Source organism: Streptomyces cadmiisoli, assembly GCF_003261055.1.
Taxonomy (GTDB): Bacteria; Actinomycetota; Actinomycetes; order Streptomycetales; family Streptomycetaceae; genus Streptomyces; species Streptomyces cadmiisoli.
On the sequence record NZ_CP030073.1, the window covers coordinates 915,191 to 937,862 of the forward strand.

A 22,672-nucleotide genomic window follows, 5' to 3' on the forward strand; every position below is an offset into this window, starting at 1 on the left:
TGATGCACACCGGCGGGTCACCGAGGCCAGTCAGACACCCGTCGGCGTCACCCGTCCGCTTGCCCGATCCTCGTCCGGATCTCCTCGGCCCGCCGATGCCCCAGCGTGTCGAAGACGTCCAGAGCCTCGTTCCACGCGGCTCGCGCGTCTCCTGAACGGCCCATGCTCCGATACGTGTCGCCGAGCCGGCCGAGTGTGTCGGCGCTGCCGTACAGGACGTCGATACTGCGGTAGCGGGCGATGGCCTCGCGATAGGCGTCCACGGCCTGCTCGTACTGACCGAGCTGGTGGTGGGCGTAGCCGATGCTGTCGTGGGTGTCCGCGGAGCCGCACACGTCGGAGGCCGCTCGGTGAAGGGGCAGGGCCTGCCGGCAGTGCACGAGGGCCTGCTCGTACTGTCCGAGCAGGGCGTGGTACCAGCCGACGGCGTTGAGGGAGCGTGCCGTGGTCGCGGCGTCGCCGCCTTCACGACTGAGTTCCAGTGCTCGTTCCGCGTGGCCGAGCGCACCGGGGATGTCACCGAGCCGTTCGGCGAGCCAGCCTGCCTGCCTGTGGGCCTCGCCGCTGATGGCGGGATCGCCCGTCGCGATGAACAGTTCCGCCGATCGGGCCATGTGCGCCTGGGCCTCCTCCACCCGGCCGAGGGTGGCCGTCGCCCTGGCCAGTCCACGGCGGATGCACGCCTCGCCGATGGGGTCCCCGAGGCGCAGCACCGCCGTCAGAGCGACCCGGTGGGTCCTCTCCACCTCGCTCCACCGGCTCTGGCGGTCCAAGTACTGTTTGGTGACCCAGGCCAGCCGCCAGGTGTAGGCGTCGTGGCGTGGGTCGGCGGAAGCCAGCCCGATGCACTCGACGAGGGTGGCGTGTTCGACGTCGAACCACCGCTTGGCCGCTTCCGCACCGCCCGCGCCGCCGAACTCCTCCACATGAACGCCCGGCAGCACGGGCAGCAGGTCGATGTCGTCCCGGCCCGATCGGAAGAACTGTCGCGCGTTGTCGGCGCTGTGCAGACAGTGGTTGAGCAGCCTGAGGCGCGCCGCGTCGCGTTCCTCCCGGGTTTCGGTGGCGTCCACCAGTTCCGAGGCATAGGCGCGCAGCAGGTCGTGCAGGGCGAATCGTCCGGGTGAGCGTTCCTCCACGAGGTGCGCCTGGATCAGGTCGGCGAGCAGATGTCGTGTGTGGGGGACGGGAAACCCCGCGAGGCTGGCGGCGGCGGTCAGGGCCGTGTCGGGGCCCGGGTGCAGCGCGAGGAGCCGGAACAGACGTGCGGCGCCCGGGGACAGAGCGTGGTAGGAGCAGGAGAAGGCGGCCCGCACGTCGGCCGCGGCGTCACCGCTGCGGAAGGCGTCCAGACCGCCCACGCTGTCGTGCAACTCCCTGGCCAAGGTGGTCAGCGGCATGGCGGTACGTGTTGCCGCGCGTGCCGCCGTGATGGCCAGGGCGAGTGGCAGCCGGGAGCACAGGGCGACGATGTCCGTGACCGCTTCGGGCTCGGCCGCCGTTCTGGACTGTCCGAGACGACGGGCGAGGAAGTGCCGCGCCTCCGGTTCGGAGAGTACGTCCAGATGCACCGGCAGCGCGCCGTCGACGGCGACCAGACCGGCCATCTGGTGGCGGCTGGTGACGATGACCAGGCATCCGGGGGCTCCCGGGAGGAGGGGCCTCACCTGGGCCGCGTCACGCGCGTTGTCCAGCAGCAGCAGCACGCGTTTGCCGGCCAGCCGGGTCCGGTGCAGGGCCGCCAGCGCGTCCACGTCCTGCGGCAGCTTTCCGGCATTGGCGCCCAGGGCTTCCAGCACCGTACGCAGGGCCCGCTCGGAAGAGACGGGAGGCCCCCCGGGGTCGAAGCCGCGCAGGTTGAGGAAGATCTGGCCGTCCGGGAAGTCGTCGGCGACCTGGCGGGCCCAGTGGACGGCGAAGGCGGTCTTCCCGACTCCGGCCATGCCCGTGACGACACTCACGCCGGTGTCACCGTTCCTCACCAGGCCTGAGGCCTGGGACAGTTCGGCATCGCGGCCCACGAAGGCAGGGAGGCGGGCGGGGAGTTGGGCCGGGGTCGCCGCGCCGGTGCCCTCTTCGCGGGCTTCCACCGGCTCGGTACGGGCGGGGGTCGCCGGGGCGAGCAGGTCGCCGTCGGCTCTCAGCACACGTTGGTGCATGGCCTGCAACCCGGGTCCGGGGTCGACACCGAGCTCGTCGGCCAGGAGCAGCTGCGCCTCCCGGTAGGTGGCCAGTGCCGCGGCCTGCCGCCCCGACCTGTACAGGGCCAGCATCAGCAGTTCCCGGAAACGCTCGTCGAGCGGATGGTCCCTGACGAGACCGACCAGGGCCCCGGCTGCCTGCACGTGCGAGCCCAGTTCGATCTCGGCCCACATCAGCATCGCCTCGGCGGACAGCCGCTGCTCGCCGAGCCTGTGCCGCTGAGCGTCCGCGTAGTCACCCTCGACACCCGACAGGGCCGACCCCTGCCACAGGTCGAGGCTCTCCCTCAGGTGCTCCGCGGCCTCCTTCACGTTCCCCGCTTCATGGGCTGACTCGGCTCGCTCGAGCAGCCTTTGGAAGCGGCCCAGATCGACATCGTCCGGGGAGACGGTGAGCTGGTAACCGCGCCCCACGGACCGGAGCACGGACGACACGGCTTCACCGAACGGGTCGAGCACCTTGCGCAGACGGTGGACGTACGTGCGCAGCGTGCCGGACGCCGAAGCCGGCGCACGTGTGCCCCACACCGCGTCGATCAGCTCGCTGAGGGACACCTGCGCGCCCTCGGCCAGCAGCAGCACCGCCAGCACGGATCGCTGCTGAGGTGATCCCAGGTCGACCTCGTCCGCTCCTCGCCATGCCCTGACCGGCCCGAGGACGGAGAATCGCAACTGCTCTGTCACTTCACTTTCCTTAGGGCATGACGGGTCCGGCTCCGTGCGCTGTCCGGACCCGCAGCGTGTGTTCCCGAAGAGGCCCCACCGCGCGGGGCCGGCGCCGCGGCACCCCATGGGCAGGCGGAGGTCTTCGGTGCGGAGGGCCCGCCGCGCGCCGACTCCGGCACGGCGAGACCGAATCGGCCGGACGAGGACGCTTCGACAGCGGTGCGGAGGCGGCGGGCGAGGGTGCGCAGGGCCGAGTGGCCACGGTGCGCCGCGATCACCGTGCTCGACCCGCCGTTGCGGGCGGAAACGGGCGCCGGCCCGCATCGCTCGTGCTGGTGGTTCACGTACAGCGGGACGTCCGGGCGGTCCCCGCGAGCACCGAAGGTTTTCCCCTCGGCCGCGGCATGCGAGGAGGCGGGCGACGGGTCGGCCGGTCGAAGAAGGTTCTGATGCAACATCTATGCGTCGGGGGTCCGCTTCCAGAGCCGGTTCGGCCGTGGACAACCGGTCTCACGGTGGTACGCCGGTGCGACGTCTGCCGTCATGCCCACGGAAACCACCTTGCTGTGCTGCTGTGCGACTGCTCGGCACCTCACGGCGGACGCGACCGCGTCGGCCGCCGAGCCGAGGCTGCTTGATTGCACTATCGCCGAAGTCACGGCCACGGCATAGAACGGAGGCGCCATATTGCCTGATTGCCTGGATCGGCGAGACATCGCCCCGCACAGGGGACTGGTTCTTGAACTCCTGCGACCCGCCCATGGAATGAGAACGCCATGCGGATCGAAGAGCGGCGCCGTCATGGGATTGATGAGCCTTTTCCCCTCGCATCAGCGATTAGGGTTGTTCTCGAGCCGCAGCGCCGCCCGATTCCGTCCGTCTGAAGTCGGACCCTCCAGCGCACATCGCCGCCCTTGAGTCCGGGCCGCGGCCGATCCACCACCTCCGACAACGGACGAGAACCGCTATTCACATGAACGCGTCCCAGCCATCGGCATTCGAGAAACTGATATCGAGCCACGAGAAGTGGCTTCACGCCTATGTCGAACGTGTCGTGAACGACCGTCACGCGGCCGAGGACATCGTGCAGGAGACCTTCCTGCGGGCGTGGCTGCACGCCGACCGGCTGCGTATGTCGGGGTCGGTGCACGGCTGGCTCCGGGTCGTGGCCCGTAATCTGCTGATCGACAGGATCCGTATGCCGGTGACGCATCATGAGTTCGCGGGCACGGACGGCTTGGAACTCACGCAGGACGATCATGCGGACACAGTGCATTACCGGATGGAAGTCACGCGTCTCCTGCGGAATGTTTCCGAGGAACACCGTGCCGTACTGTTGCACCGATATCTCTACGGCAGGTCCGTTCAGGAAACCGCACGTGCGCTGGGAGTACCGGAGGGTACGGTGAAATCCCGGCAGCACTACGCGCTGGAGAGTCTGCGCAGGACCTCCGGTGAATTCACGCTCTGAACGCCGGACGCAGGGGGCCGGAACGGCCCGGGCGCGCGTCGGCCGAAGCCGACGCGCGCCGGGCGGACGCCTCATCAACGCCGAAGGGCGGATGCGTCACGAGAACGGATCTCGCGGGTGCCTCACGAGCGACCGAACATCTCCACTTCCGCGATCGCGACCTGCTTGTCGTCGGCCGAGCCGTAGGCACTGCGAACGATCATGGCGACCTGGACGACGTCGTCCATCTCCGCCTCGACGACCTGCACACCGCCGTCGGCGAGGGTGTAGTTCCTGACGGTGCTGCGCCCTCGGGAGTCGGTGATGAGCACCTCGACCTGCTCCGGCCGGGCCTGGGAGCGGTCCTCGACCCGCTCCGAGGCACCCGGCGTGATGATCACCTTCTCCAGCGCGACCGGCTTGCCGTAGTTCGCCTGGAGGTACTGACCGGAGGAATCGCCGGAGTATCCGGTCCCCCACCAACTGTTGCTGACTCCGTCGAAGGCCGCCTGAGCGGGGTGCGCTGCATCGGCGTTCGAGGCGCTCACAGCCGTCGGCGGCAGCGGGGCCGGGTCACTGAAGTGCTCGTTGACCTCCCGGATCACGACGGGGGTGAGGAACGCGGCGCCGACCAGAACACAGAGGGCACCGGCGATGACCAGCACCCGCTTCCACGGGATGCGGGGACGCCAGCCCGCCGGACGCTGACCCGAGGACGGCGCTTCGGCGCGGAGCACCCCGGACAGCGGCGTGCCGTCGTTGCGGCAGAACAGCCGATCCGGCCGGTTGTCCACACCGCACCGCGGACAGACGATGCCGCTCTCGTCGTCGGCCCGCGCGGCCCGCACTTCGGGTCGCGCCGGTACGGGCCGACCCGGCAGTACGGCCCCCACTCCCTCCTCCGCGGACTCGGCATCGGGCACCGGCACCAGGAGCGCCCTGGCCCGCTGCCGGCCGGCGTCCGCCGCGTCGCCCGCGTCGTCCTGGTCGCGCTGCGACGAGGCGGCCCGGCCGGCAGCGGGCGAGGCGGTGCCGCCGGCTCCCCCGTCGCCCGCCTCCGGCGCCGGTGTCGGCCCCCCGGCGGGAGGCCCTTCACCCGACCGTCGCTCGGCCGCGCTCTCCTCGGATGCCGCGGCGCTCTCGGGCGCCGTCGGCGGCTTCGGGCCGGATGCGACGGGCTCCTCCTCTCCGTCGGCACGGGAGACCGTCTCCGACGCCCCGGGCCGCGGGCCGGCCGCCGCCGATGTACGCCCGCGGTCCGCAGCCTCCTCCTCGGCAGCCCGGGACGGCTCGGAAGCGGCCTCCGGGCTCGGCGCCGTGTCCCAGTCGATCAACGTGCCGCACACTTCGCAGAACGACTCCCCGCCCCCGGGGCCGCGCGTCCCGCACACCGGGCAAAGGCCGTCGGCCGTCGCCTTCTCGCTCATCGGTTGTCAGACCTTTCCTTCAATACCTCAACGGTGAACGGCACATGGACCGGACGGGCCGCGCCGACCAGGGACTCCAGGCGGCGTACGTCGAACGCCGCGGGGTCGGGAACCCGCACCACCACCCGCAGGAAGGGCACCGGCTCGCCGGGAAAAGCACCCCGGGGACGGGGCGACCACGTGGCCCCGCCGCTCTCCGTGATCTCCGGCGTGACGCCGAAGGCCAGCCGGACGGCGGCGGCGAGCCCTTGGGCCGTTCCTCGGCGACGGTGCATCACCATCGCCGCTCCGACCGCCTCGCGGCGGACCGGCTCCGAGGTCAGGCCCTGCAGTTCGGCGCCGACCCACTCACCGATCCAGTCGAGGAAGTCGACGGGTGCGAGTCCGGCCCGGAAATACGCGTCCAGGCAGTCCAGGACGGTGAGCACGGGACCCTGCATCGTGTCCAGCCCGTCGGCGAACACCCCGGCGAACGTGTCCTCCGCGTAGACACCGGGAAGCTGGTCGCGCAGCGGATGAGGAGAGGCCGGATGGAAGGTGCTCATCATGCCCCTATCACACGGATGCGATGGTCGTAGGAGAACAGCAGCGCCGAGTCCGTCAGGTCGATACGGTCCGTCCGCTCACCGCGGCGTCCTGTCAGCGGATCGGCGGGGCACAGTTCGACGTCGTCGACCAGCTCCACCCCGGGGACCCGTTGCAGCGCGGCGAAGACCTCGCCCGACCGGAGGGAGCGGCCGAACGGCCAGCCACGGCCCTCCGCCCCACCCGTCAGCGGATCCAGATAGGCGTACAGGGAGTCGAGCGCCGCCGCCCGCACCTCCTGCGCCGACACGCTCCGGTACGCGTGCAGCGTCGCCGTCACGGACACCCCCTGGTAGTACGGCGGTCCGACCGCCAGCCGCGTTCCCAGGGGCCGCCGCTCGTCCAGATGCCGGGTCACGCGCTCCAGCAGATCGTCGGTGGGTACGAGTTGCTCGAAGCGCAGCCTGCCCCCGGCGTCCGGCACCGCGTTCGGCACCACGAGTACCCGGACCGCACCCACGCCGTCCGTCTCGGGGTCGGCCGCCACGCAGAGAATCCGGGCGGTCTCGGGCGCGGCCTGCCGCGCGAGCTCCTCGTAGTCCCGCGCCGTGACGGCCCGTTCCTGTGCCCGCAGCGCGATCGGCGCCCGGACCTTGGCCTCCGCCACGCTCTCCCCGTCGACACCGCCGCCGGCGGCCTCCCGGTTCTCCACCCTGGCGATGTACGGGATCGAACTGCGCAGCACCTGCAACTGGGCGCGCGAGACATTGCCGTGCCGCCCGCCCCCCGTCCGGTAGCGCACGGCCCGGACCGCCGCGCCCTTCGCGGGCACGGCACCGTACTGCCGCATGCTCCCGTCCGGCTGCCGCACGCACGGCCCGAAAGAGATCTCGCCGGTCGTCGCGTCCACCGTCAGATGCCGGTCCGACGGCCCGGAGGCAGCGAAGTCGGACACGACCTGCCATCCGCGCCACCCGTCCCCCTCGGTCACATCGATCTCGACCAGCGGGTCGTCGGCGATGATCGGCGCCTGGCCGAGCTGCATCCGCTGGCCGGGGGCTCCCGAGGACTCACCGAGCATCTCGTCACGTACCTCGACCGCGTGCACCGCGCGGACCGTGCCGCCGATGGTGTAGGCGGAAGCCGCTCGCACGGTGGGGGTCGCGGAGTAGAAGGGCTGGTCCCGCTCGGGCTCCAGGACCCGGCACCGAAGCCAACCCGCCTCGTGCTGGCCGAGTTGGGACAGCGTGTGCCCCGCGGGCACGTGCAGGACGACCTCACCGGCCCGGTTGAGGCCGCCGGTGGTGTCCTCGTCGACTTCGCACAGCTCCCATCCGGTGGCCGTGCGCGCCTCCCAGGCGAGCGGCGGCTGACGTGGGTCCACACCCACACCGTCGACCTGGCTGTCCAAGGTGAGCACCACCGCACAGCCGGGCACGGCGGCGGACAGTCCGAACAGCAGCACGTCCCCGGGCTGCGGCTTCTTCGAGAAGGCAGGCACGTTGGTGTTGCCGAGCACCGCGCCGGTGCGGTCCTGCGGACTTCCCTTGTGCTCCTGGCGCAGCACTCGTTCCAGCGAGCACGACGGGACCCGCAGGTCGCGTTCCGTGGTGAACACGATCGCCTCCTGCGTCTCGGTGCGCATGGTGGCGACCTCGGTGCCGGCGGGCATCAGCACCGGCTCCGGCTGGGCGGCCGACAGCCAGAAGGTGACATCGGCCCGAGCCGCCGACGGCGGAAAGAGCGTCACCCCCAGCAGATCGAGGAACGCGAGGTGGTTCTTGTCCGGTACGCGGTTCAGCCGGTACATGAGCTGGTCGGTCATGTACGCCACGGCCTCGACGAGCGTGATGCCGGGATCGGAGACGTTGTGGTCGGTCCACTCCGGGGCACGCTGCTGGATGTAGCGCTTGGCGTCGTCGACGAACTGCTGGAAGTGCCGGTCGTCGAGATGCGGACTGGGCAGTGGCATCGGGCTTACACGTCGCCTTCACTGGACGGAATCACATAAAAGGGGAAGACCAGGCTGCGAGGGTTGCTGGTCCCACGGATCGCGTACCTGACATCGATGAACAGGACGGACGCGTCGGCGGCGGACGCCGTCACGGCGACCTCGGTCACCTCGATACGGGGTTCCCAGCGCTCCAGGCTGGTGCGCACCTCGTAACTGATGCGGCCCGCGGTCGCCTCGTTGACCGGTGCGAACACCAGGTCGTGCACGGCGCAGCCGAACTCGGGGCGCATCGGACGTTCACCGGGTGCGGTGGCCAGGATCAGACGTATGGCCTCCTCGATCTCCCGTTCGCGACGCACCAGGGCGATGGCGCCGGTGGCGTCGGTGTGCAGCGGGAACGCCCAGCCGGCCCCCACGAACTGTTCGGCCATCAGAACGGCACCCCGTTGCGCAGTGTCAGACCGGTCAGGGTCACCGTCGCGGCGGTGACGTTGGCGTTCGCCGCCGAGGTCAGCGAGATGGCGCCGGCCGCCTTGATGCTGGCGATGCCCACCGCGTCGAGGGAGACCGCGCCGCCGGCGGCCAGACCGACCTTGCCCGCGGCCTTGAGGTTGAGCGCCGCTCCGGCGGAGATGTTCACGGCCCGTCCGGCCGTCAGGTTGAGGTCTCCACCCGCCTTGATGTCGACCCCCCGGGCACCCTGGATGGTGACACTGCCGTCGCTGCGGACGGTGACGCTCGTCTTGTTCTGGTCCAGGTGCACGGTCAGCGAGCCGTCACCGGTCCGCAGTCGCACGCCTTTTGCCCGGCGTGCGTCGTCGAGCAGTTCGACGGCCTGCCCGCTCCGGGAGGCCAGCTTCCGCCAGTTGACGGAACCGCTCGTCGCGTCGACGGCCGGGCTGCCTTCCTGGATACGGGGAAGCTTGTCGACGCCGTTGTAGAGACCGGCCAGCACATAGGGATGTTCGAGGGAGCCCCGGTCGAACGCGGCCAGCACCTCGTCGTTGACCTCCGGCAGGATCAGACCGCCCCCGCGCACACCACCGAACTGCGCGACACGGCACCAGTCGCTCTCGTACGTGTCCGACAGCCAGGGAAAACGCAGTTTGACCCGGCCCATGCCCAGCGGATCCTTGATGTTGCTCACCACGGCGATCACGACACCCGGCATCGCCGGCGCCTCCTGCTGACCCGCGGCCAGACCGTACAGGGAGCGGAACTGACGGCCGCTCACCTGCACCCACGTCGTGTACTTCTCGCCCGACATGAAGACATGCCGCACTCCCGTGACCGTGTACTTCCCCTCGAACGGCGATCCCGCGCCGTTGAGCGCCACCGGAACCCCCGGGCGGAGTTCGGGGTTGCCGTCGATGGCCACCTCCAGCTCCGCGAAGGACCCGGTGACGTCGTCCGCCAGCGCCTGTGCGGCCTGCCGCACCTGCGCCTGGGTGGTGTACGGGACGGCGGTGCCGGTGAGCGAGGCCGACCCGAACGGACGCCCGAGTTCACCCGGTGTGGTGTCCGCGAGAATGTCCTTGCTGGTCGTCGAGGGGGCGTCGGCGGACAGCGGTCGCTTCGTCTGCACGTCCCATCCGCGCACCGAGACCGAGGACACCTGCCCCGCCGCCGTGACGGCCACCCGGCTGTTCGTGGCGTTGACACCGAACTCCAGGACGTACGGGCTCTGCAGGGCCCCAGTGGTGTCCGACGGCGCTCCCGAGGCGGTGCGCAGGGCCGTGAAGTGGAGCTTTCCCTCCTCGTCGAAGTACAGGTGGACGTTGTTCTCACGAGCCAGTCGGGTCAGGAACTCCCAGTCGGTGACGTTGGGCTGCGTCGCCAGTTCGTAGACCGCCTGCGTCGCGTCGACCGTCCCGATCTTCAGGCCGTTCTGGCCGGCGAGGCGCCGGACGATGTCGGCGGCCGTCATGTTCGGGTACCCGGCGACACGGCGGTTGCGGAGCAGACGGTGGCCGGGGTCGTAGCCGCGGACGATCAGCGACTTGCCCAGGCCGTCGGCATCAGCCTCCAGCGCGGTGACCTCCCCCGTGAGCAAGGGGCGTCCCATGGTTCCGTCCGTGTACGGGACGAGTTCCGCCTTCGCGCCGACGGCGAGGGACGGCAGCTGGCCCAGCAGATCGCGTGCGGGGTCGCTGAAGACGAGCCGGAAGGCCGCCGGTACGTTCACACTGGTGTCGATCCACGCGGAGACGAGCCGCCCGGCCACCTGGTCGGGCAGCGGAGAACCGCCGATCTTCACCTGCAGAACGGTCGTATAGGGCTTCATCCTCGGGCCTTCACATCTGAGCCTGCGCGTACGGTCGTCATGCCGGCGAACCGCCTCGCCGTATGTCGTCGGCCATCGGCAGCAGCAACTCCGTGCCCGGACGCAGCCGCATGGGGTCGTCGATGTCGTTGGCCTCGGCGATGGCGCGCCACCGGGTGGCAGCGCCGTACTCGCGCCAGGCCAGGGAGGGCAGGGAATCACCGGCGACCACGCGATGGACCCGCTGGGTCCGCAGAGTGCCGGAGGTCGGGTTCTGCCCCTTCGTCGGTGTCGGGATCTCCCTCAGGGACAGCCGGCAGGTCGCCCGCAGAGGCTCGCCGGTCGGGCTGAACAGGGAGTACGTGGTGTTGACACTCTCGACGTACGCGGTGAACTGGACCGTACTGAATCCGCCCCACGAGAAGCGGACCCACGGCGGCGACGGCCGGTTGGTCGGCAGCGACTGCGGATCCACCTCGCAGCAGGAGAGCAGCTTCTCCACCTGCCGGCGGACACGAGGGCTGCCGGGGGTGGCGGAGGCGTCGAGGAAGACCTCCACGGACAGTGAGGCGGGCTCGGCTCCGGAGAACTCCTGCTGCGCGCCGCGGTCGAAACCGACGGCGCGCTGGGCGTGCCAGGACGCCGAGCGTGAGAGTTCCATCTGGTGCGGGTTGAACTGGAACTCCACCTCGCCGATCCGCCCGCCCATGGTCCGGCTGGATCCGCTCGGCGGATGGTGGATGGCGAGCCGGGCCCGCACGAGACTCTTGTTGGCGCCTCCCATGGCGGGTGACATCAGGCCCCCTGCGCGTCGGTGAAGCCGTGGTGGGCGATTTCCAGAGTCTCGGTCGCGACCGCGGGGTTCGCCGGATCCAGGTCGGGCCCCTGCCAGCGGACCGGCAGCACCTCGACCAGCCCCCACTGGGCGACCACAGAGCCGTCCGCCCGCAGAGCGGCGATCTGACCCGTCGGCCGGGCGATGCCGGTGGCGATGGACGAGATCCAGGCCGCGGCCTTCCCGGTGTCGGGCGTGAGCGGCCGGGTCAGCCGGATGTTGGAGTGGGTGACCCGTGAGGGCAGCTGCCAGACGAACCCGTTGTTGCCGCCCTCTTCTCGCTGCTCCACCTGCACCTCGGAAGCAAGGCCCTCACAGCTGTTGAAGAGACCGAGATCCAGGCCGTCGATCGACAGCCGGAAGAAGACGGTGGAGGCCGGGTCTTGCGGGGTGGGCATGTGATGCGTCCTTGCGTCTTGGGTGGTTCGTCAGGAGGGGTACGGGACGGGTCAGGGTGCGTCGCGGAGACGGCCGAGGCGTTCGCGGTCGCCGCGCAGCTCGGAACGCAGGAGGCGGGAAAGGGGCTCCAGGAGGGAACGGGCGAGTGCGTCCAGCGACTCGGGGGAAAGCGCCGGCGGCACGACGGGACCCGAGCCTTGGGCGGGCCCCGAAGGGCCGGGCGCCGGGAGACCGCGCTGCCCCGAGGGGGCGGACACCTGACGCTGTACGGTGCGGGGCTGCTCCGGCGCGGGCGGCGAAGGCGTGCCGCCCGGCTTCCGCCCGGTGGGCGAGGCGACCGGGCGCGCGCTGGTGGCGGACCTGCTCGAGGGCGCGGCGATCGGCGTCGCGGCTGACGGGCCTGCGGGGGCCCGTTGCACGCTCGTGGAAGCGGATCGCGCCGCCGCGGCCGGTGCCACAGGCGACGCCGCGGGGCGCGTCGACGACGAGTGCCCCACCGCGGGAACGTCCCCGGGCACCGCGCCCGCAACCGGTGCCGACGCGCCGCCGGTCGGCGACAGGGACGTGGCGACGGGTCCTACTGCCCCGGCTCCGGCAGGAGCGGACGGAAGCGGACCGGCTGCCGTCCACCGGGCACTCTCCGGGGAGCGCTTCGGTGCCTCGGGGCCGCTGCCACCCCCGGCTGCCGCCGGTCGCGGTACCGAGGTGAAGAGGGGCTGTACGGCCAGCGGCGGAGGCGGGACCGCGGCGCCTCTGCGCGCCACACTTCCCGCACCGGGCCGGACGGCCGGAAGACGCACCCGCCCTCCGCCGGCCGAGCCACCGCCCTGGTCCGCACCCTGGTCCTGAGAGCGGCCCGCGGCGCGGGCGCCCCGGCCCTCCACCGTGCCCGGCACCACAGCCGGCCGCCGCCCCGGCGAGGTCCGCGGCGAAGGCGTCCCACCGGCGGAACGCTGGACCGGCGTGGTGAGCACCCGCGGCATGGCGGCGGCCGCGGCCGGACGAATGGTCCGCGGCTCGGACCGCCGGACGGAACCGAACGGCGCACGCGGCTGCGGCAGCTTGTGGGAAGCGGACCGCTGGACGGGGGCGGAAGGGGCGACGGGAACGGGTGCCGTGGGCGCGGCGGATGCCCCCCGTACAGAAGGCACGGCTGGTGCGGTGGGCACGGCGGATTCAAGACGTCCGGTGGGTCTGGTGGTTGGCACAGACTGGGCGGGTTCGGTCGGCGGGGCGGGTGCGGCGGACGCCGAGGCTACGGCTGGCTTGGTGGGCAGGGTCGGCAGGGTGGGCGCTACGGCAGGCTTGCCACCGTCGCGCTGTACCGGTGCCGGCGCTGGTGCCGGTGCCGCGGACGACGGTCCGGTGCGAGCGCCCGGGGCCGGGCGGGCCGTTCCGCTCGTGGCGGCGGGCGCGTCCGACGCGCCGGACGGTCCCTGAGCGTCCGAAGCGCCGGACATTGCCGGCCCGTTCGATGCACCGGACTGTGCCCGCCCGCCCGAAGCAATGGGTCCCGAAGCAATGGGTCCGGGCCGACCCGTGGACCCGCCGTGCCCCTGGCCTCCGGCAGCTTCTCGGGGCGCGGCGGCGACCGGTGCCCCCGCCGTGGGCCCCGGCGTCGGAATCGTCGTGGTGCTGCGCTGCACAGGTGTGTCGGCCGGATTCCCGCCGGATGATGTGACGCGGGTGTCGACAGGGTTACCGAACGTGGGCTCAACCGGGCGCGACGGCGGAGCGCCGTTCGAGCTTCCCGGCTCCGCCGCACCGGCACGCGCCCGACGCTGCACGGGCTTGCCCGGTCGGCGGAGCGCGGGCCCGGTAGCTGCCGCCGTCGGCGGACGCGTCGGTTCCGGCACCGGACGAGCGCCCCGTCCCTCGTCGGCGCCGGAAACCGGTTCACGGGCCGTGGCCGACCGGGGCAGCCCTGACGGCGGCTGCTCGGCGCTCACGGCTTGAGGGGCCGGCGCCGGAGTGGCGGCGGCCCGGCTCACTGGAATCGGGGACGTGGCACGCGGAGGAGTGGGAAGGCCGGCGGTCTGCGGGGGGCGAACCGCCGGTGGCGAACTCGGGTCCGCGGGCCGGGCCGCGGTCGCGTCTTCCGGCCGCGACGGCACGGACCCGGCTGACCGCAGGCCCGCCGAAGGGACGGAGGCCGACTCGCCGGGCCGTGCGGACACCGCGCGTTGAACGGTCGGGCCCGTGGTCGACGCCTTGGAGGTGACAGCTGAGGCGACGGTCCGACCGGCCTGCTCGGCGGTCACACCATCACTCACGGGCTCCGATCGCAGCGGGGCACCCAGCCCGAACCGGTTGCCCGGGGCGTGGCCACCCGTCCCGCCCACCCCGCCGACAACCGACGGTCCGTCAATGGCGGAGCCCTGCCCCTCACCAGCGCCCGACCGCTGCACCGCGGCAGCCTCAGGCCCCTCCCCCGACTGCCGTGGCCCCAGCGGTGCGCCGAGGCCGAGGGTGGGCCGCGGCGAACCGGACCCACGGCTCGTCACGGTCGGAGAGCTGCCGGCGTCGTATGTCACCCTCCCGCGGGGGGAGGTGGCGGGACGCCGCGGAACCGGCGCGATGTCCGCGCCCGATGACTCACCGCTGAGTGCCGAGCGCTGCACGGCGGCGTCAGGAGCGACCGCGTCCGCCGTCGCCGGTGGTCGGGATTCGGCCCCGACGGAGTCCGAGCGCACCGGCCGCCGTTCCGGTGTCGCCGGCTCCCCTGCCTCGGCGCCACCATGACCCGCACGCCGCACGCCGGTTGTGTCAGGAGTGCTGGTCGGGCTGGAAGCGGTGTCGGTCACAGGTGCTGTCGGGGGCCTGCCGTGCGAGGTGGTGCTCCGCTGTACGACGGCGGGTGCCGGGGCATGGGAGAGCCGGGTGGCATCGATGCGTCCCGGACGCGTCGCGGGGGCCGTCGGCACGGTCGCGTCGACCGCGGGTTCGGGGACTGCGGAAGCCGCGTGGGTGGTGGATGGGCCCGGCCCCGGCACCGGCGGGTGGGCGGCGTCCGTTCCGAGCCTCGGAGCGTCGGCGTCCGCGCGCTCCGTGACCGTGGGCGCCGCAGCGCCCGGCGGTGAGCTGTGATCGGCCTGACCGGTGACGGCGGTCAGCCGCCGCACCGCGGGGACGGGCGGTGCCGACAGCAAAGGGGCACGCCCGGCGCGCGCCGGTGTCGCCCGGGCCGCACGCTGGACCGGTGTGTCCCGAGGCTCGGCTCGGCCCTCGGCGGAACGCGCGTCCGCGACCGACGCACCGGCGACATGCTGCACCGCCATGTCCCGCGCCGCCGACCCGCCCTCGGGCGCAGCCGAGCGCGTGGACGGTGACGGGGCCGCGGTCACGGCGGGTGTGTGGGGCCGCGGGGCCGTCCGCCCCGGCTGACCGTGTGCCGGGGGCAGGCTCGCGGATACGCCATCGGGTGCGGAACCGGATCCCGCGTGGACTGCCCGCAGGCCCGGCCGCGAAGCCGGTGGTGCCGTCGCTCCCGTACCCCGTCGGGCGCGGCCGTCGTGGGCGGGGCCCGCGCCGAAGTCCTCCCGGCGCGCGCCCTCGTCCAGGACCGGCATTCTCCGCCCCGGGGCCGGTGTGCCTCCGGTCAACGCGGGGTTGCCGTAGGTCGCGAGGTTCCCGGCGATGTTGTGCGACACGACCGGGGACCCGCCGCCCAGCACGCGCTGGACCGGCGCGACGGACCGCCATGCGGAACCGGAGGCGCGCGACGGGGCCGACCCGCCGGCCTGCGGGCGCGCGTCCGCGGAACCGCTGTCGCGGCCCTCGGTGCCCGGCACGGTGCCGAACACCCGGCCCCACACACCTGCCAGGAAACCGCTCATGTCAACTCACCCCTCCGCGCGGCTCACCAATGCTGCGGTCCGCTCCACATAGACCCGGCGATCCGCGTGCTCCAGGTCCAGCAACTCCTCAAGCCCCCAGTGCAGATGGAAGGCGAGGTACGCGACCTCGTCGTGCAGACGGTCGGTCGCGTACGTCGCTATTCCCCCAGGCGGCTCCCGGACAGATCCACCTCGAAGGGCTCCGCGCAGTGCGGGCACGACACCGCCGCCCGGGTGTGTCCCTCCGTGTTGATCTGGCGGTAGAAGTCCTGCAGGAAGGCCAGGTCCGAGGCGAACATGTTCTCCACGATGCCGTCGTGCACGGACGGAAGCGTGCCGAGGCGCGTGACGACCCTGCCCAGCAGGACGACCGAGAGATACGCCGGGTTCTCCTGCACACGCACGTCCCTGAGCGGGACCAGTTCGTCGCGTGCCGTGGACAGGCGCATCGTTCCCGACCGGTGGACGGCGCCCGACTCGTCGACGTACCCACGGGGGAGTTCGAACGAGAACTCCGTCCGAAGGGGTGCCGGCGCCTGGGCCGGAGCGGCGGCGCCGGCCGGTTCCGGATCCGGGCCCCTGGTGCCCGCCTCGGCCACGGTGCGGGCGGCGGTGCGCCTCATCACTCGATGACCAGCTCTTCGAAGGTGATGGTGACCTGCTCGGTCAGCGCGGACGTGTCACCGGCCTTGACTCCGCTGGTCTCCACCTTGCTGCACCAGGCGTTGCGCATGTTGTACCGCTTCACCGGGTTGTTCTGGTAGTCCATCATCATGATGGTGGCGTTCTTGCGGGCGGCGCCCATGTTTCCCGCGATGGAGTCGTTGATCCAGGCGGTGAACGCGGTGGACTCGGTCATCCCTCGGGTGACCGTGCACTCACCGGCCTTCCGCACACCGGGCATCTTCTTGATGACGGGCTTTCCGTCCGCCGAGACCTGCTGGTATTCGATGACGTCCTGCTCGACGGAGAGGCCGCTGACCTCCTGGAGGTACTCGACCATCACGCCGTCGATCTGCAGGCCGAAATTGTGTGAGGCGAGCGCATCACCAGGCTGGAGAGACATGATCTTTCGTTTCTCTTTCTGGAATCAACCGAACAAGGGGAAATGATCAGTGGCAGTGCTGCTGCCGGGGCCGACCCCGCGGCCGGGGGTCGGCGCGGCAGCGACTGGGGTCACTACTCGTTGAGTTCGCCCGTGCCGTCCGAGAACTGGGCCAGCCGGAACACCACGAACTCGGCGGGCTTCACCGGGGCGATGCCGACCTCGCACACCACACGGCCGACCTCGACCGACTCCGGCGGGTTGGTCTCGGCGTCGCACTTGACGTAGAAGGCCTCCTCGGGGCGCGAGCCGAAAAGCGCTCCGGCACGCCACTCGTTGACGAGGAACGCCGACACGTTGCGCCGGATCCGGGCCCACAGGGCCTGGTCGTTGGGCTCGAAGACGACCCACTGGGTGCCGGCGAGGATCGACTCCTCCAGGTAGTTGAAGTACCTGCGCACGTTCAGGTAGCGCCAGGCCGGGTCGGAGGCGGCCGTGCGCGCTCCCCACACCCGGATGCCCCTGCCGGGGAAGGCGCGGATGCAGTTGACGCCAATGGGGTTGAGCAGGTCCTGCTCACCGCGGGTGATCTGAAGGCCCAGGTCGACGGCTCCTCGGACGATCTCGTTCGCGGGTGCCTTGTGCACGCCGCGTTCGGAGTCGTTGCGCGACCAGATGCCCGCCATGTGTCCGCTGGGCGGAACCAGGCGCTGCCGGCCGCTGGAGGGGTCGAGGACCTTGACCCAGGGGTAGTACAGGGCCGCGTGCGAGGAGTCGTACCCCGCGGTGTCCTGGCGCCAGTCCCGGATCTCCTTGGCGTTCATGCCCGGCGGCGGGTCCAGGATCGCCATGCGGTCGCCCATCAGCTCGCAGTGCGCGATCATGCCGAGCTGGACTGCCTTCACCGCGTCCATGTCGAGGGCGCCGCGTTCGTAGGCGACCATCAGGTCGGGAACGGCGACCATGGTGACCGCGTCGAGCGCTTCGAGCCCGCCGAAGCCCGTCCGGTCCGCGGCGTCGCCGAGGAAGTGGCCGCTGGTGAGGCTCTCTTTGGCGGGCACCGGCACAGTGGACTGCGTGGCCGCGAGCGCGATCGTCCCGTTGTCGGGGCGGGTGATCTGCGCGGCGGCGACCGTCTCCTCCACGGTGATCAGCTTGGAACGCTGCTTGACCTGGGTGACGACGTAGTTCCGGCTGCTCTTCTTCGAGGAGACGTCGAAGGTTTCCAGCACCTTGTCGCCGTCCCTGACGGTCAGCGTGAACCGGTCGTCCGGACCCTCACCGGAAGTGGCCGACACCTCGATCCTGGGTGCTCCGCCGAGGTTCGCCCCCTCCAGGGCCACCACGCGGAAAGCGCCGAGGGACGCCTGCCGCTCCGGAGCGGTGAGCGCGGCCCGCTCATCGGTGCCGGTGGCCCCGCCGCCGACACGTACGACGTACGCCGTCGTACCGCCGTTGTTGAAGTACCCGTACACCGCGTGGGCCAGGGCGTAGTCCTCGGTGAAGGCACCGAAGGTCGATGTGTACTGGGACCAGTTGGTCACCAGGACGGCCTCGTTCAACGGCCCGGTCGGTGCGAGGCCCACGAAGGCGGCCACCGAGGTACCGACTCCCTCGATGGGGCGCGATCCACTGGCCACCTCCTCGACGTAGACGCCAGGGGAGAGGTACGTGGGCATAGCGGCTTCTCCTTGTATGACAGCTTCACATCATCGAGCTGTCACCAGCCTGACGTGGGCGGGACCTCTTCGAAACGGCCGTACGACACGCTGTTGGGACAACGGTTGAAGGCCCGTGAGGCCGGGTGAGCGGGCCGGTCGGCGGTGCTGTCACAGTCCTACTGGCCGCCGGTCGTCCGGGCCATGGCCGTACGGCCCCCTGTGCGGCCATCGGACCCTGCCCGGATGCCTCTGGCCGGCCTCGGTGCGCTTCTCGAAGGTAATCGTGTGACCACCTTCACCACCCTCGAACCAAGCTCCGTCGCAGTCGATCCCGGGGCGAGCGAAACCACAACAGTCCGGCTCCGCAACGACGGCGACACCGTGGAGGAATACCGGCTGTCGGTGGTCGGTGATCCGGCCGAGTGGACGCAGATCGCCCCCGACACCCTGCGGCTCTACCCGGGTGACGAAGGCTCGGCCTCCGTGGTCTTCTCCCCGCCCCGCGCCCCGGAGACGGCCGCGGGGGCCGTGCCGTTCGGCATCCTGGTCCAGCCGCAGCAGAACCCGGAGCTGTCGAACGTCGCGGAGGGAGTCCTCGACGTCTCCCCCTACGGGGACATGCGCGCCGAGCTGCTGCCCGTGACCGTGCGCGGCCGGCTGTCGGCTCGGTTTCGGGTGGCGGTGGACAACGTCGGCAACGCACCGCTGTCGGTCGGGATCTCGGGGCAGGACGACGAGGAGGTGCTGGACTTCCGGCCCTCTCCCGAGACGATGGACATCGCGCAGGGCCGGACCCGGCTCACCCGGGTGCGGATCCGGCCGGGCGGGGTGAAGTTCCTCGGGCAGCCCGAGCGGTATCCCTTCGCTCTCACGGTCGAGCCGGCGCAGGACGGTCTGCCGGACCGGGCGGTGCCGGTCCCGCCCGCCCAACTGCGGGGCACGTTCATCCGGCTGCCGCTGTTCCCGAGGTGGCTGCTGGTGACACTGGGGCTGCTGACAGCGGGTGCCACCGTTTTCACGGTGCTCTGGTTCGTGCCGCGGCCCCCCTTGGTGTCGAACGCGGTGGCCCAGCAACTGCCCCCGGCACAGCCGGCGAACGCGCTGCCACCGCCCCCTCAGACGCCGCCGCCGGTTCCCGCTCCACCGCCTGCCGCCGCCTCTCCCTCGCCGGAGCAGTCCGCCGAGCAGGAACAGCAGCAGGACGGCGAGGAAGAACAGGCGGGGGCGGCCCAGGCATCCGCCCCGGCCCAGGACGGCATCGCCACCATCCGCAGCGCCCAGAACGGCCAGGTCCTGGGGCTTCAGGACGACCGGACCGACGACGGCACCGCCGTCGTCCTCGCGGACGACAAGCAGCAACAGGGGCAGGGCCCGAACCCGCTCTGGGTCAGCATTCCCTACGCGGACGGCACCGTGGTGCTCGCGCCGAACGGAACGCTCGGGAGCGTCCTCGATCAGACCGGTGGTGAGGCTCCGGTCGAGCTGCGGACCGTCGCCGGTGGTGAAGCCGCCATCCGGGCGGGCCAGGCGAGTCCTCTACAGCGCTGGCGTCTGGAGCCCGAGTCGGAGGGCATCGTGATGATCGTCAACTCCCAGACGGGTGGTTGTCTCACCAACATGGGCAACAGCCTTCAGGTGCAGGTCCGGCCGTGCGACGACGCGTTCGCCGCCATCCAGCGCTGGCAGCTCGTGGACCCCGTCGCCCCCTGAGCGACTGCACCGCCGGGGACGGCACGGATCCGGCGCCCGGATTCTCCCGGGCCCGGTGGCCCCTCGGACGGCCTCCCGCACCCACGGTGCGGGAGGCCGTCGTCATGTGCGCGGCGCCGGGCGCCCGCCGAGGAGACGGGCGCGGCGGGAACGGGCCCGGTCAGGCCGGGCGCACACGAGGAATCAGAGCCGCCTGCCCGTGGACGGTGGCGGCTTCGTCGACGAGGTTCCAGACGGTCACGTCCTCGATCCAGAACAGCCGTCCGGTCAGCGCTCTCCGTATCCCCGTGTAGCCGGTTCGGTAGCCGTGTTTCGTGACGCCGTCCATGAACTCCCGACGTGCCTCGCGATTCCCTTCGGGCGCCGACATGGCGGACGTCATCCCGACCATGTCGTCGCGTCCGCACTCGAAGAACGACTGGGCGGCTCGGTTCGCGTAGACGAAGCGGGGCTCCGGCGAGGTGTCGTGCACGAGGATGCCGAAGGGTGCCTCGTGGTAGAGCCAGTGCGCCATGTCGACGTCGGCCCTGACGCTCTTCGGGATCATCGACTCTCCCGTCAGCCGGCGATAACTGCCGACCAGCAGTGCAAGGAATTCGCTGTCGTACAAGTCGGGCGGCGATATCACAACAACTCCCGAAGCTCTCACCGAGCACTCGCGAAACGTGCGGCCCGCGCCTCATGGGGTGGGGGGTTCTCGTTCACGGGCATCTCGGCGGGTGGACAGATGTATTTTCAACTTCAACGATAACGTTGTCGCGCCCGGTGCCGTCGAAGGGCGACGGGTGACGGGCGACGGGCGACGGGCGACGGGCGACGGGCGACGGGCGACGGGCGACGGGCGACCGTACGCCCTAGAGGGCGGAGATCTCTTCGACCAGGTCGTCCAGCCCCAGGGAGCCCAGCGAGAGTGCCGCCATGTGCCATGCCTTGAGATCGAAGGCGCCGCCTCGCGCGCTGCGGGCGGCGCTTCTGCCGGCCAGCCAGGCCCGTTCGCCCAGCTTGTAGCCGATGGCTTGACCGGGCCTGCCCAGATAGCGCACCAGTTCACTGTCCACGAAGTCGGCCGTCCGGCCCGTATGGGCGCCGACGAAGGCCTTCGCGAGCTCCGGCGTCCACCGCTCCCCCGGGTGGAACGGGCTGTCCGCCGGAATTCTCAGCCGCAGATGCATGCCGATGTCCACGATGACGCGGTTGGCGCGCATCATCTGGCCGTCGAGATGACCCATCCGCCACTCCGGGTCGGCGTAGAAGCCCAGCTCGTCCATGAACCGCTCGGCATACATCGCCCAGCCCTCGGTGTTCGCGCTCACCAGGCCCGACGTCGCTTGGTAGCGGGACAGCCGCCCGGCAACGTGCGCCCACCGGGCGAGCTGGAGGTGATGACCGGGCACTCCCTCGTGGCACCAGGTGGACACCAGGTCGAAGACCGGGAACCGGGTGCGGCCCATCGTCGGCAGCCAGGTCCGCCCGGGCCGGCGGAAGTCCTCGGAGGGCGCGGTGTAGTACGGCGCCGCGGCCCTGCCGGGCGGCGCGATCCTGACCTCGATCCGTTTGATCCGCTCGGCCAGGTCGAAGTGCGTGCCGTCGAGATCGGCCGTCACCTCGTCCGTCAGCTTCTGCAACCAGCGGCGCACCTCCTCCACGCCGTGGATGGCACGTCCGTGCTCCGCGAGATGCCTGAGCACCTGCCACGGAGTTGCTCCGGGGAGGATCCGGGCGGCCTCGGCGGTCATGTCGGCCCGCAGCCGATGGAACTCCGACCAGCCGTAGGCGTAGGCCTCCGCGAGGTCGGACTCCGTTCCGTTCCAGAACCGGACCCAGCGCGCGTAGCGCTCGTCACCGACGATGTCCGGCGCACCTTCGACGGCGGGAGCGTAGGTGTCGCGGAGCCAGTCCCGCAGCGTGGCGAACGCGAACGTGGCCCGCGCCGCGGCGGCGTCGAGCTCCGCGCGCAGCTCCTGCGGGCCGCCGTCGACCAGCCCCCGGAACCAGCTCGACCGCGCACCGCCGCCGATCCACTGGCCGATCTGGGTGATCACCGCGTCGACCTGCCTGGGCCCCGCCGGCAGCCCGGCGGCGAGACCCTTGTCGAGCGACGCCCGACAGCCGTCCAGGGCGGCGGGAACCGCGCGCAGGCGGGCAGCCATGTCGGCATGATCCTCCGCGGTCTCCACCGGCATGAGCGTGAAGACCTCTCGGATGTTGTGCACGGGCGATCTGAGGTTGCTCACCGCTCTGAGGTGCTCGCCTGCGTCGTGTATCGCGAGTTCCGCGGTGAGACGCTCACGCAGCAGGCGTCCGCAGCGCCGCTCGTCGTCGGTGTTCGCGCCGGGTCGTGTCTCGGCCGCGGCCAGTTGCCGCAGGGTGGTACGGGCGAGCGCCGCCCGTGCCTCGGCTCCGTCGGGGGAAAGGTCCGGCAGGCACCGGGCACCGCCGGGCACGCCGAGATGGGTGGCGAGAATCGGATCGAGGCGCAGCAGGCCGTCGACATGGTCGTCGGCCACGTCACGGGGCAGTTCGTCGGCGGCGGAACTCAGCATGTGCGCCATCGTCGCCTACGGATTTCCGCAGGTCACGCCGGTCTGCTCGAACCGCCCGAAGTCGGCACCCGCACCTGATCGGATGGCGCAGGTGTTCTATGGGAAGCTCCGCGCGGTGTGATCGGTTGGACTCTGTCAAAGCGCACGCGTACCTCCC

Annotated in this window: 17 protein-coding genes; 2 read left to right on the forward strand and 15 right to left on the reverse strand. The window is 71.4% G+C overall.

Going from position 1 to position 22,672, the window contains the following annotated elements; genetic code table 11:
* Positions 1-47 precede the first annotated feature (47 nt).
* The gene (locus DN051_RS03700; RefSeq protein ID WP_246040904.1) at positions 48-2,885 is read right to left on the reverse strand and encodes an AfsR/SARP family transcriptional regulator; all 2,838 of its coding nucleotides are present in this window, start codon (positions 2,883-2,885) and stop codon (positions 48-50) included.
* Between the two features lie 955 nt (positions 2,886-3,840).
* Here DN051_RS03700 and DN051_RS03705 point away from each other — a divergent pair.
* The gene (locus DN051_RS03705; RefSeq protein ID WP_053763189.1) at positions 3,841-4,338 is read left to right on the forward strand and encodes a sigma-70 family RNA polymerase sigma factor; all 498 of its coding nucleotides are present in this window, start codon (positions 3,841-3,843) and stop codon (positions 4,336-4,338) included.
* A gap of 122 nt (positions 4,339-4,460) precedes the next feature.
* On the opposite strand, the gene DN051_RS03710 is transcribed toward DN051_RS03705, so the two are convergent.
* The 12 genes from DN051_RS03710 to DN051_RS03765 form a co-directional block, all read right to left on the reverse strand.
* Complete coding sequence (locus DN051_RS03710; RefSeq protein ID WP_112437966.1) at positions 4,461-5,744, reverse strand: NADase-type glycan-binding domain-containing protein; 1,284 nt, start codon at positions 5,742-5,744, stop codon at positions 4,461-4,463.
* A complete protein-coding gene (locus DN051_RS03715) occupies positions 5,741-6,292 on the reverse strand; it encodes a phage tail protein (RefSeq protein ID WP_053763187.1) in 552 nt (183 codons plus the stop codon). Before DN051_RS03715 ends, DN051_RS03710 begins: the two co-directional genes overlap by 4 nt.
* Positions 6,289-8,241: a putative baseplate assembly protein gene (locus DN051_RS03720; RefSeq protein ID WP_053763186.1), complete on the reverse strand. Its 1,953-nt coding sequence runs from the start codon at positions 8,239-8,241 to the stop codon at positions 6,289-6,291. The genes DN051_RS03715 and DN051_RS03720 overlap by 4 nt, the downstream gene beginning before the upstream one ends.
* 5 nt (positions 8,242-8,246) lie before the next feature.
* Positions 8,247-8,654, reverse strand: coding sequence for a GPW/gp25 family protein (locus tag DN051_RS03725; protein ID WP_053763185.1), 408 nt, complete (start codon positions 8,652-8,654; stop codon positions 8,247-8,249).
* Positions 8,654-10,507: a VgrG-related protein gene (locus tag DN051_RS03730; protein ID WP_112437967.1), complete on the reverse strand. Its 1,854-nt coding sequence runs from the start codon at positions 10,505-10,507 to the stop codon at positions 8,654-8,656. The genes DN051_RS03725 and DN051_RS03730 overlap by 1 nt, the downstream gene beginning before the upstream one ends.
* 37 nt (positions 10,508-10,544) lie before the next feature.
* Positions 10,545-11,282: a CIS tube protein gene (locus DN051_RS03735; RefSeq protein ID WP_053763183.1), complete on the reverse strand. Its 738-nt coding sequence runs from the start codon at positions 11,280-11,282 to the stop codon at positions 10,545-10,547.
* On the reverse strand, positions 11,282-11,719 hold the full coding sequence (locus DN051_RS03740) for a phage tail protein (protein WP_112437968.1): 438 nt from the start codon (positions 11,717-11,719) through the stop codon (positions 11,282-11,284). The genes DN051_RS03735 and DN051_RS03740 overlap by 1 nt, the downstream gene beginning before the upstream one ends.
* Positions 11,720-11,770: 51 nt before the next feature.
* On the reverse strand, positions 11,771-11,902 hold the full coding sequence (locus DN051_RS47230; RefSeq protein ID WP_281289056.1) for a hypothetical protein: 132 nt from the start codon (positions 11,900-11,902) through the stop codon (positions 11,771-11,773).
* 3,660 nt (positions 11,903-15,562) lie between these two features.
* Positions 15,563-15,718, reverse strand: a complete 156-nt coding sequence (locus DN051_RS47520; RefSeq protein WP_324612397.1) for a DUF6760 family protein — start codon at positions 15,716-15,718, stop codon at positions 15,563-15,565.
* Positions 15,715-16,179, reverse strand: coding sequence for a hypothetical protein (locus DN051_RS03755; RefSeq protein ID WP_053763180.1), 465 nt, complete (start codon positions 16,177-16,179; stop codon positions 15,715-15,717). The genes DN051_RS47520 and DN051_RS03755 overlap by 4 nt, the downstream gene beginning before the upstream one ends.
* Positions 16,179-16,622 carry a phage tail protein gene (locus tag DN051_RS03760; protein WP_053763179.1) on the reverse strand — a complete coding sequence of 148 codons (444 nt, stop codon included), beginning with the start codon at positions 16,620-16,622 and terminating at the stop codon, positions 16,179-16,181. The genes DN051_RS03755 and DN051_RS03760 overlap by 1 nt, the downstream gene beginning before the upstream one ends.
* 113 nt (positions 16,623-16,735) lie before the next feature.
* Positions 16,736-18,280 carry a phage tail sheath family protein gene (locus DN051_RS03765; protein WP_053763178.1) on the reverse strand — a complete coding sequence of 515 codons (1,545 nt, stop codon included), beginning with the start codon at positions 18,278-18,280 and terminating at the stop codon, positions 16,736-16,738.
* Positions 18,281-18,547: 267 nt separating this feature from the next.
* Between DN051_RS03765 and DN051_RS03770 the strand changes: the two genes are divergently transcribed.
* Entirely contained in the window at positions 18,548-19,972 is a 1,425-nt protein-coding gene (locus DN051_RS03770) for an RICIN domain-containing protein (RefSeq protein WP_112437970.1), read from the forward strand.
* A 160-nt stretch (positions 19,973-20,132) separates the two neighbouring features.
* Here the strand turns inward: DN051_RS03770 and DN051_RS03775 are convergent, their stop codons facing one another.
* Together DN051_RS03775 and DN051_RS03785 are read right to left on the reverse strand one after the other, a co-directional pair.
* A complete protein-coding gene (locus DN051_RS03775; protein ID WP_112437971.1) occupies positions 20,133-20,582 on the reverse strand; it encodes an MEKHLA domain-containing protein in 450 nt (149 codons plus the stop codon).
* Positions 20,583-20,826: 244 nt separating this feature from the next.
* Positions 20,827-22,524 carry a DUF885 domain-containing protein gene (locus DN051_RS03785; RefSeq protein WP_112437973.1) on the reverse strand — a complete coding sequence of 566 codons (1,698 nt, stop codon included), beginning with the start codon at positions 22,522-22,524 and terminating at the stop codon, positions 20,827-20,829.
* Positions 22,525-22,672 lie beyond the last annotated feature (148 nt).

Coding starts and splice junctions, on each gene's coding strand:
- DN051_RS03715 (WP_053763187.1), bottom strand. CDS start 6,292: ATGATGAGCACCTTCCATCCGGCCTCTCCTCATCCGCTGCGCGACCAG.
- DN051_RS03710 (WP_112437966.1), bottom strand. CDS start 5,744: ATGAGCGAGAAGGCGACGGCCGACGGCCTTTGCCCGGTGTGCGGGACG.
- DN051_RS03785 (WP_112437973.1), bottom strand. CDS start 22,524: ATGGCGCACATGCTGAGTTCCGCCGCCGACGAACTGCCCCGTGACGTG.
- DN051_RS03765 (WP_053763178.1), bottom strand. CDS start 18,280: ATGCCCACGTACCTCTCCCCTGGCGTCTACGTCGAGGAGGTGGCCAGT.
- DN051_RS03740 (WP_112437968.1), bottom strand. CDS start 11,719: ATGCCCACCCCGCAAGACCCGGCCTCCACCGTCTTCTTCCGGCTGTCG.
- DN051_RS03705 (WP_053763189.1), top strand. CDS start 3,841: ATGAACGCGTCCCAGCCATCGGCATTCGAGAAACTGATATCGAGCCAC.
- DN051_RS03760 (WP_053763179.1), bottom strand. CDS start 16,622: ATGTCTCTCCAGCCTGGTGATGCGCTCGCCTCACACAATTTCGGCCTG.
- DN051_RS03735 (WP_053763183.1), bottom strand. CDS start 11,282: ATGTCACCCGCCATGGGAGGCGCCAACAAGAGTCTCGTGCGGGCCCGG.
- DN051_RS03725 (WP_053763185.1), bottom strand. CDS start 8,654: ATGGCCGAACAGTTCGTGGGGGCCGGCTGGGCGTTCCCGCTGCACACC.
- DN051_RS03730 (WP_112437967.1), bottom strand. CDS start 10,507: ATGAAGCCCTATACGACCGTTCTGCAGGTGAAGATCGGCGGTTCTCCG.
- DN051_RS03755 (WP_053763180.1), bottom strand. CDS start 16,179: ATGAGGCGCACCGCCGCCCGCACCGTGGCCGAGGCGGGCACCAGGGGC.
- DN051_RS03720 (WP_053763186.1), bottom strand. CDS start 8,241: ATGCCACTGCCCAGTCCGCATCTCGACGACCGGCACTTCCAGCAGTTC.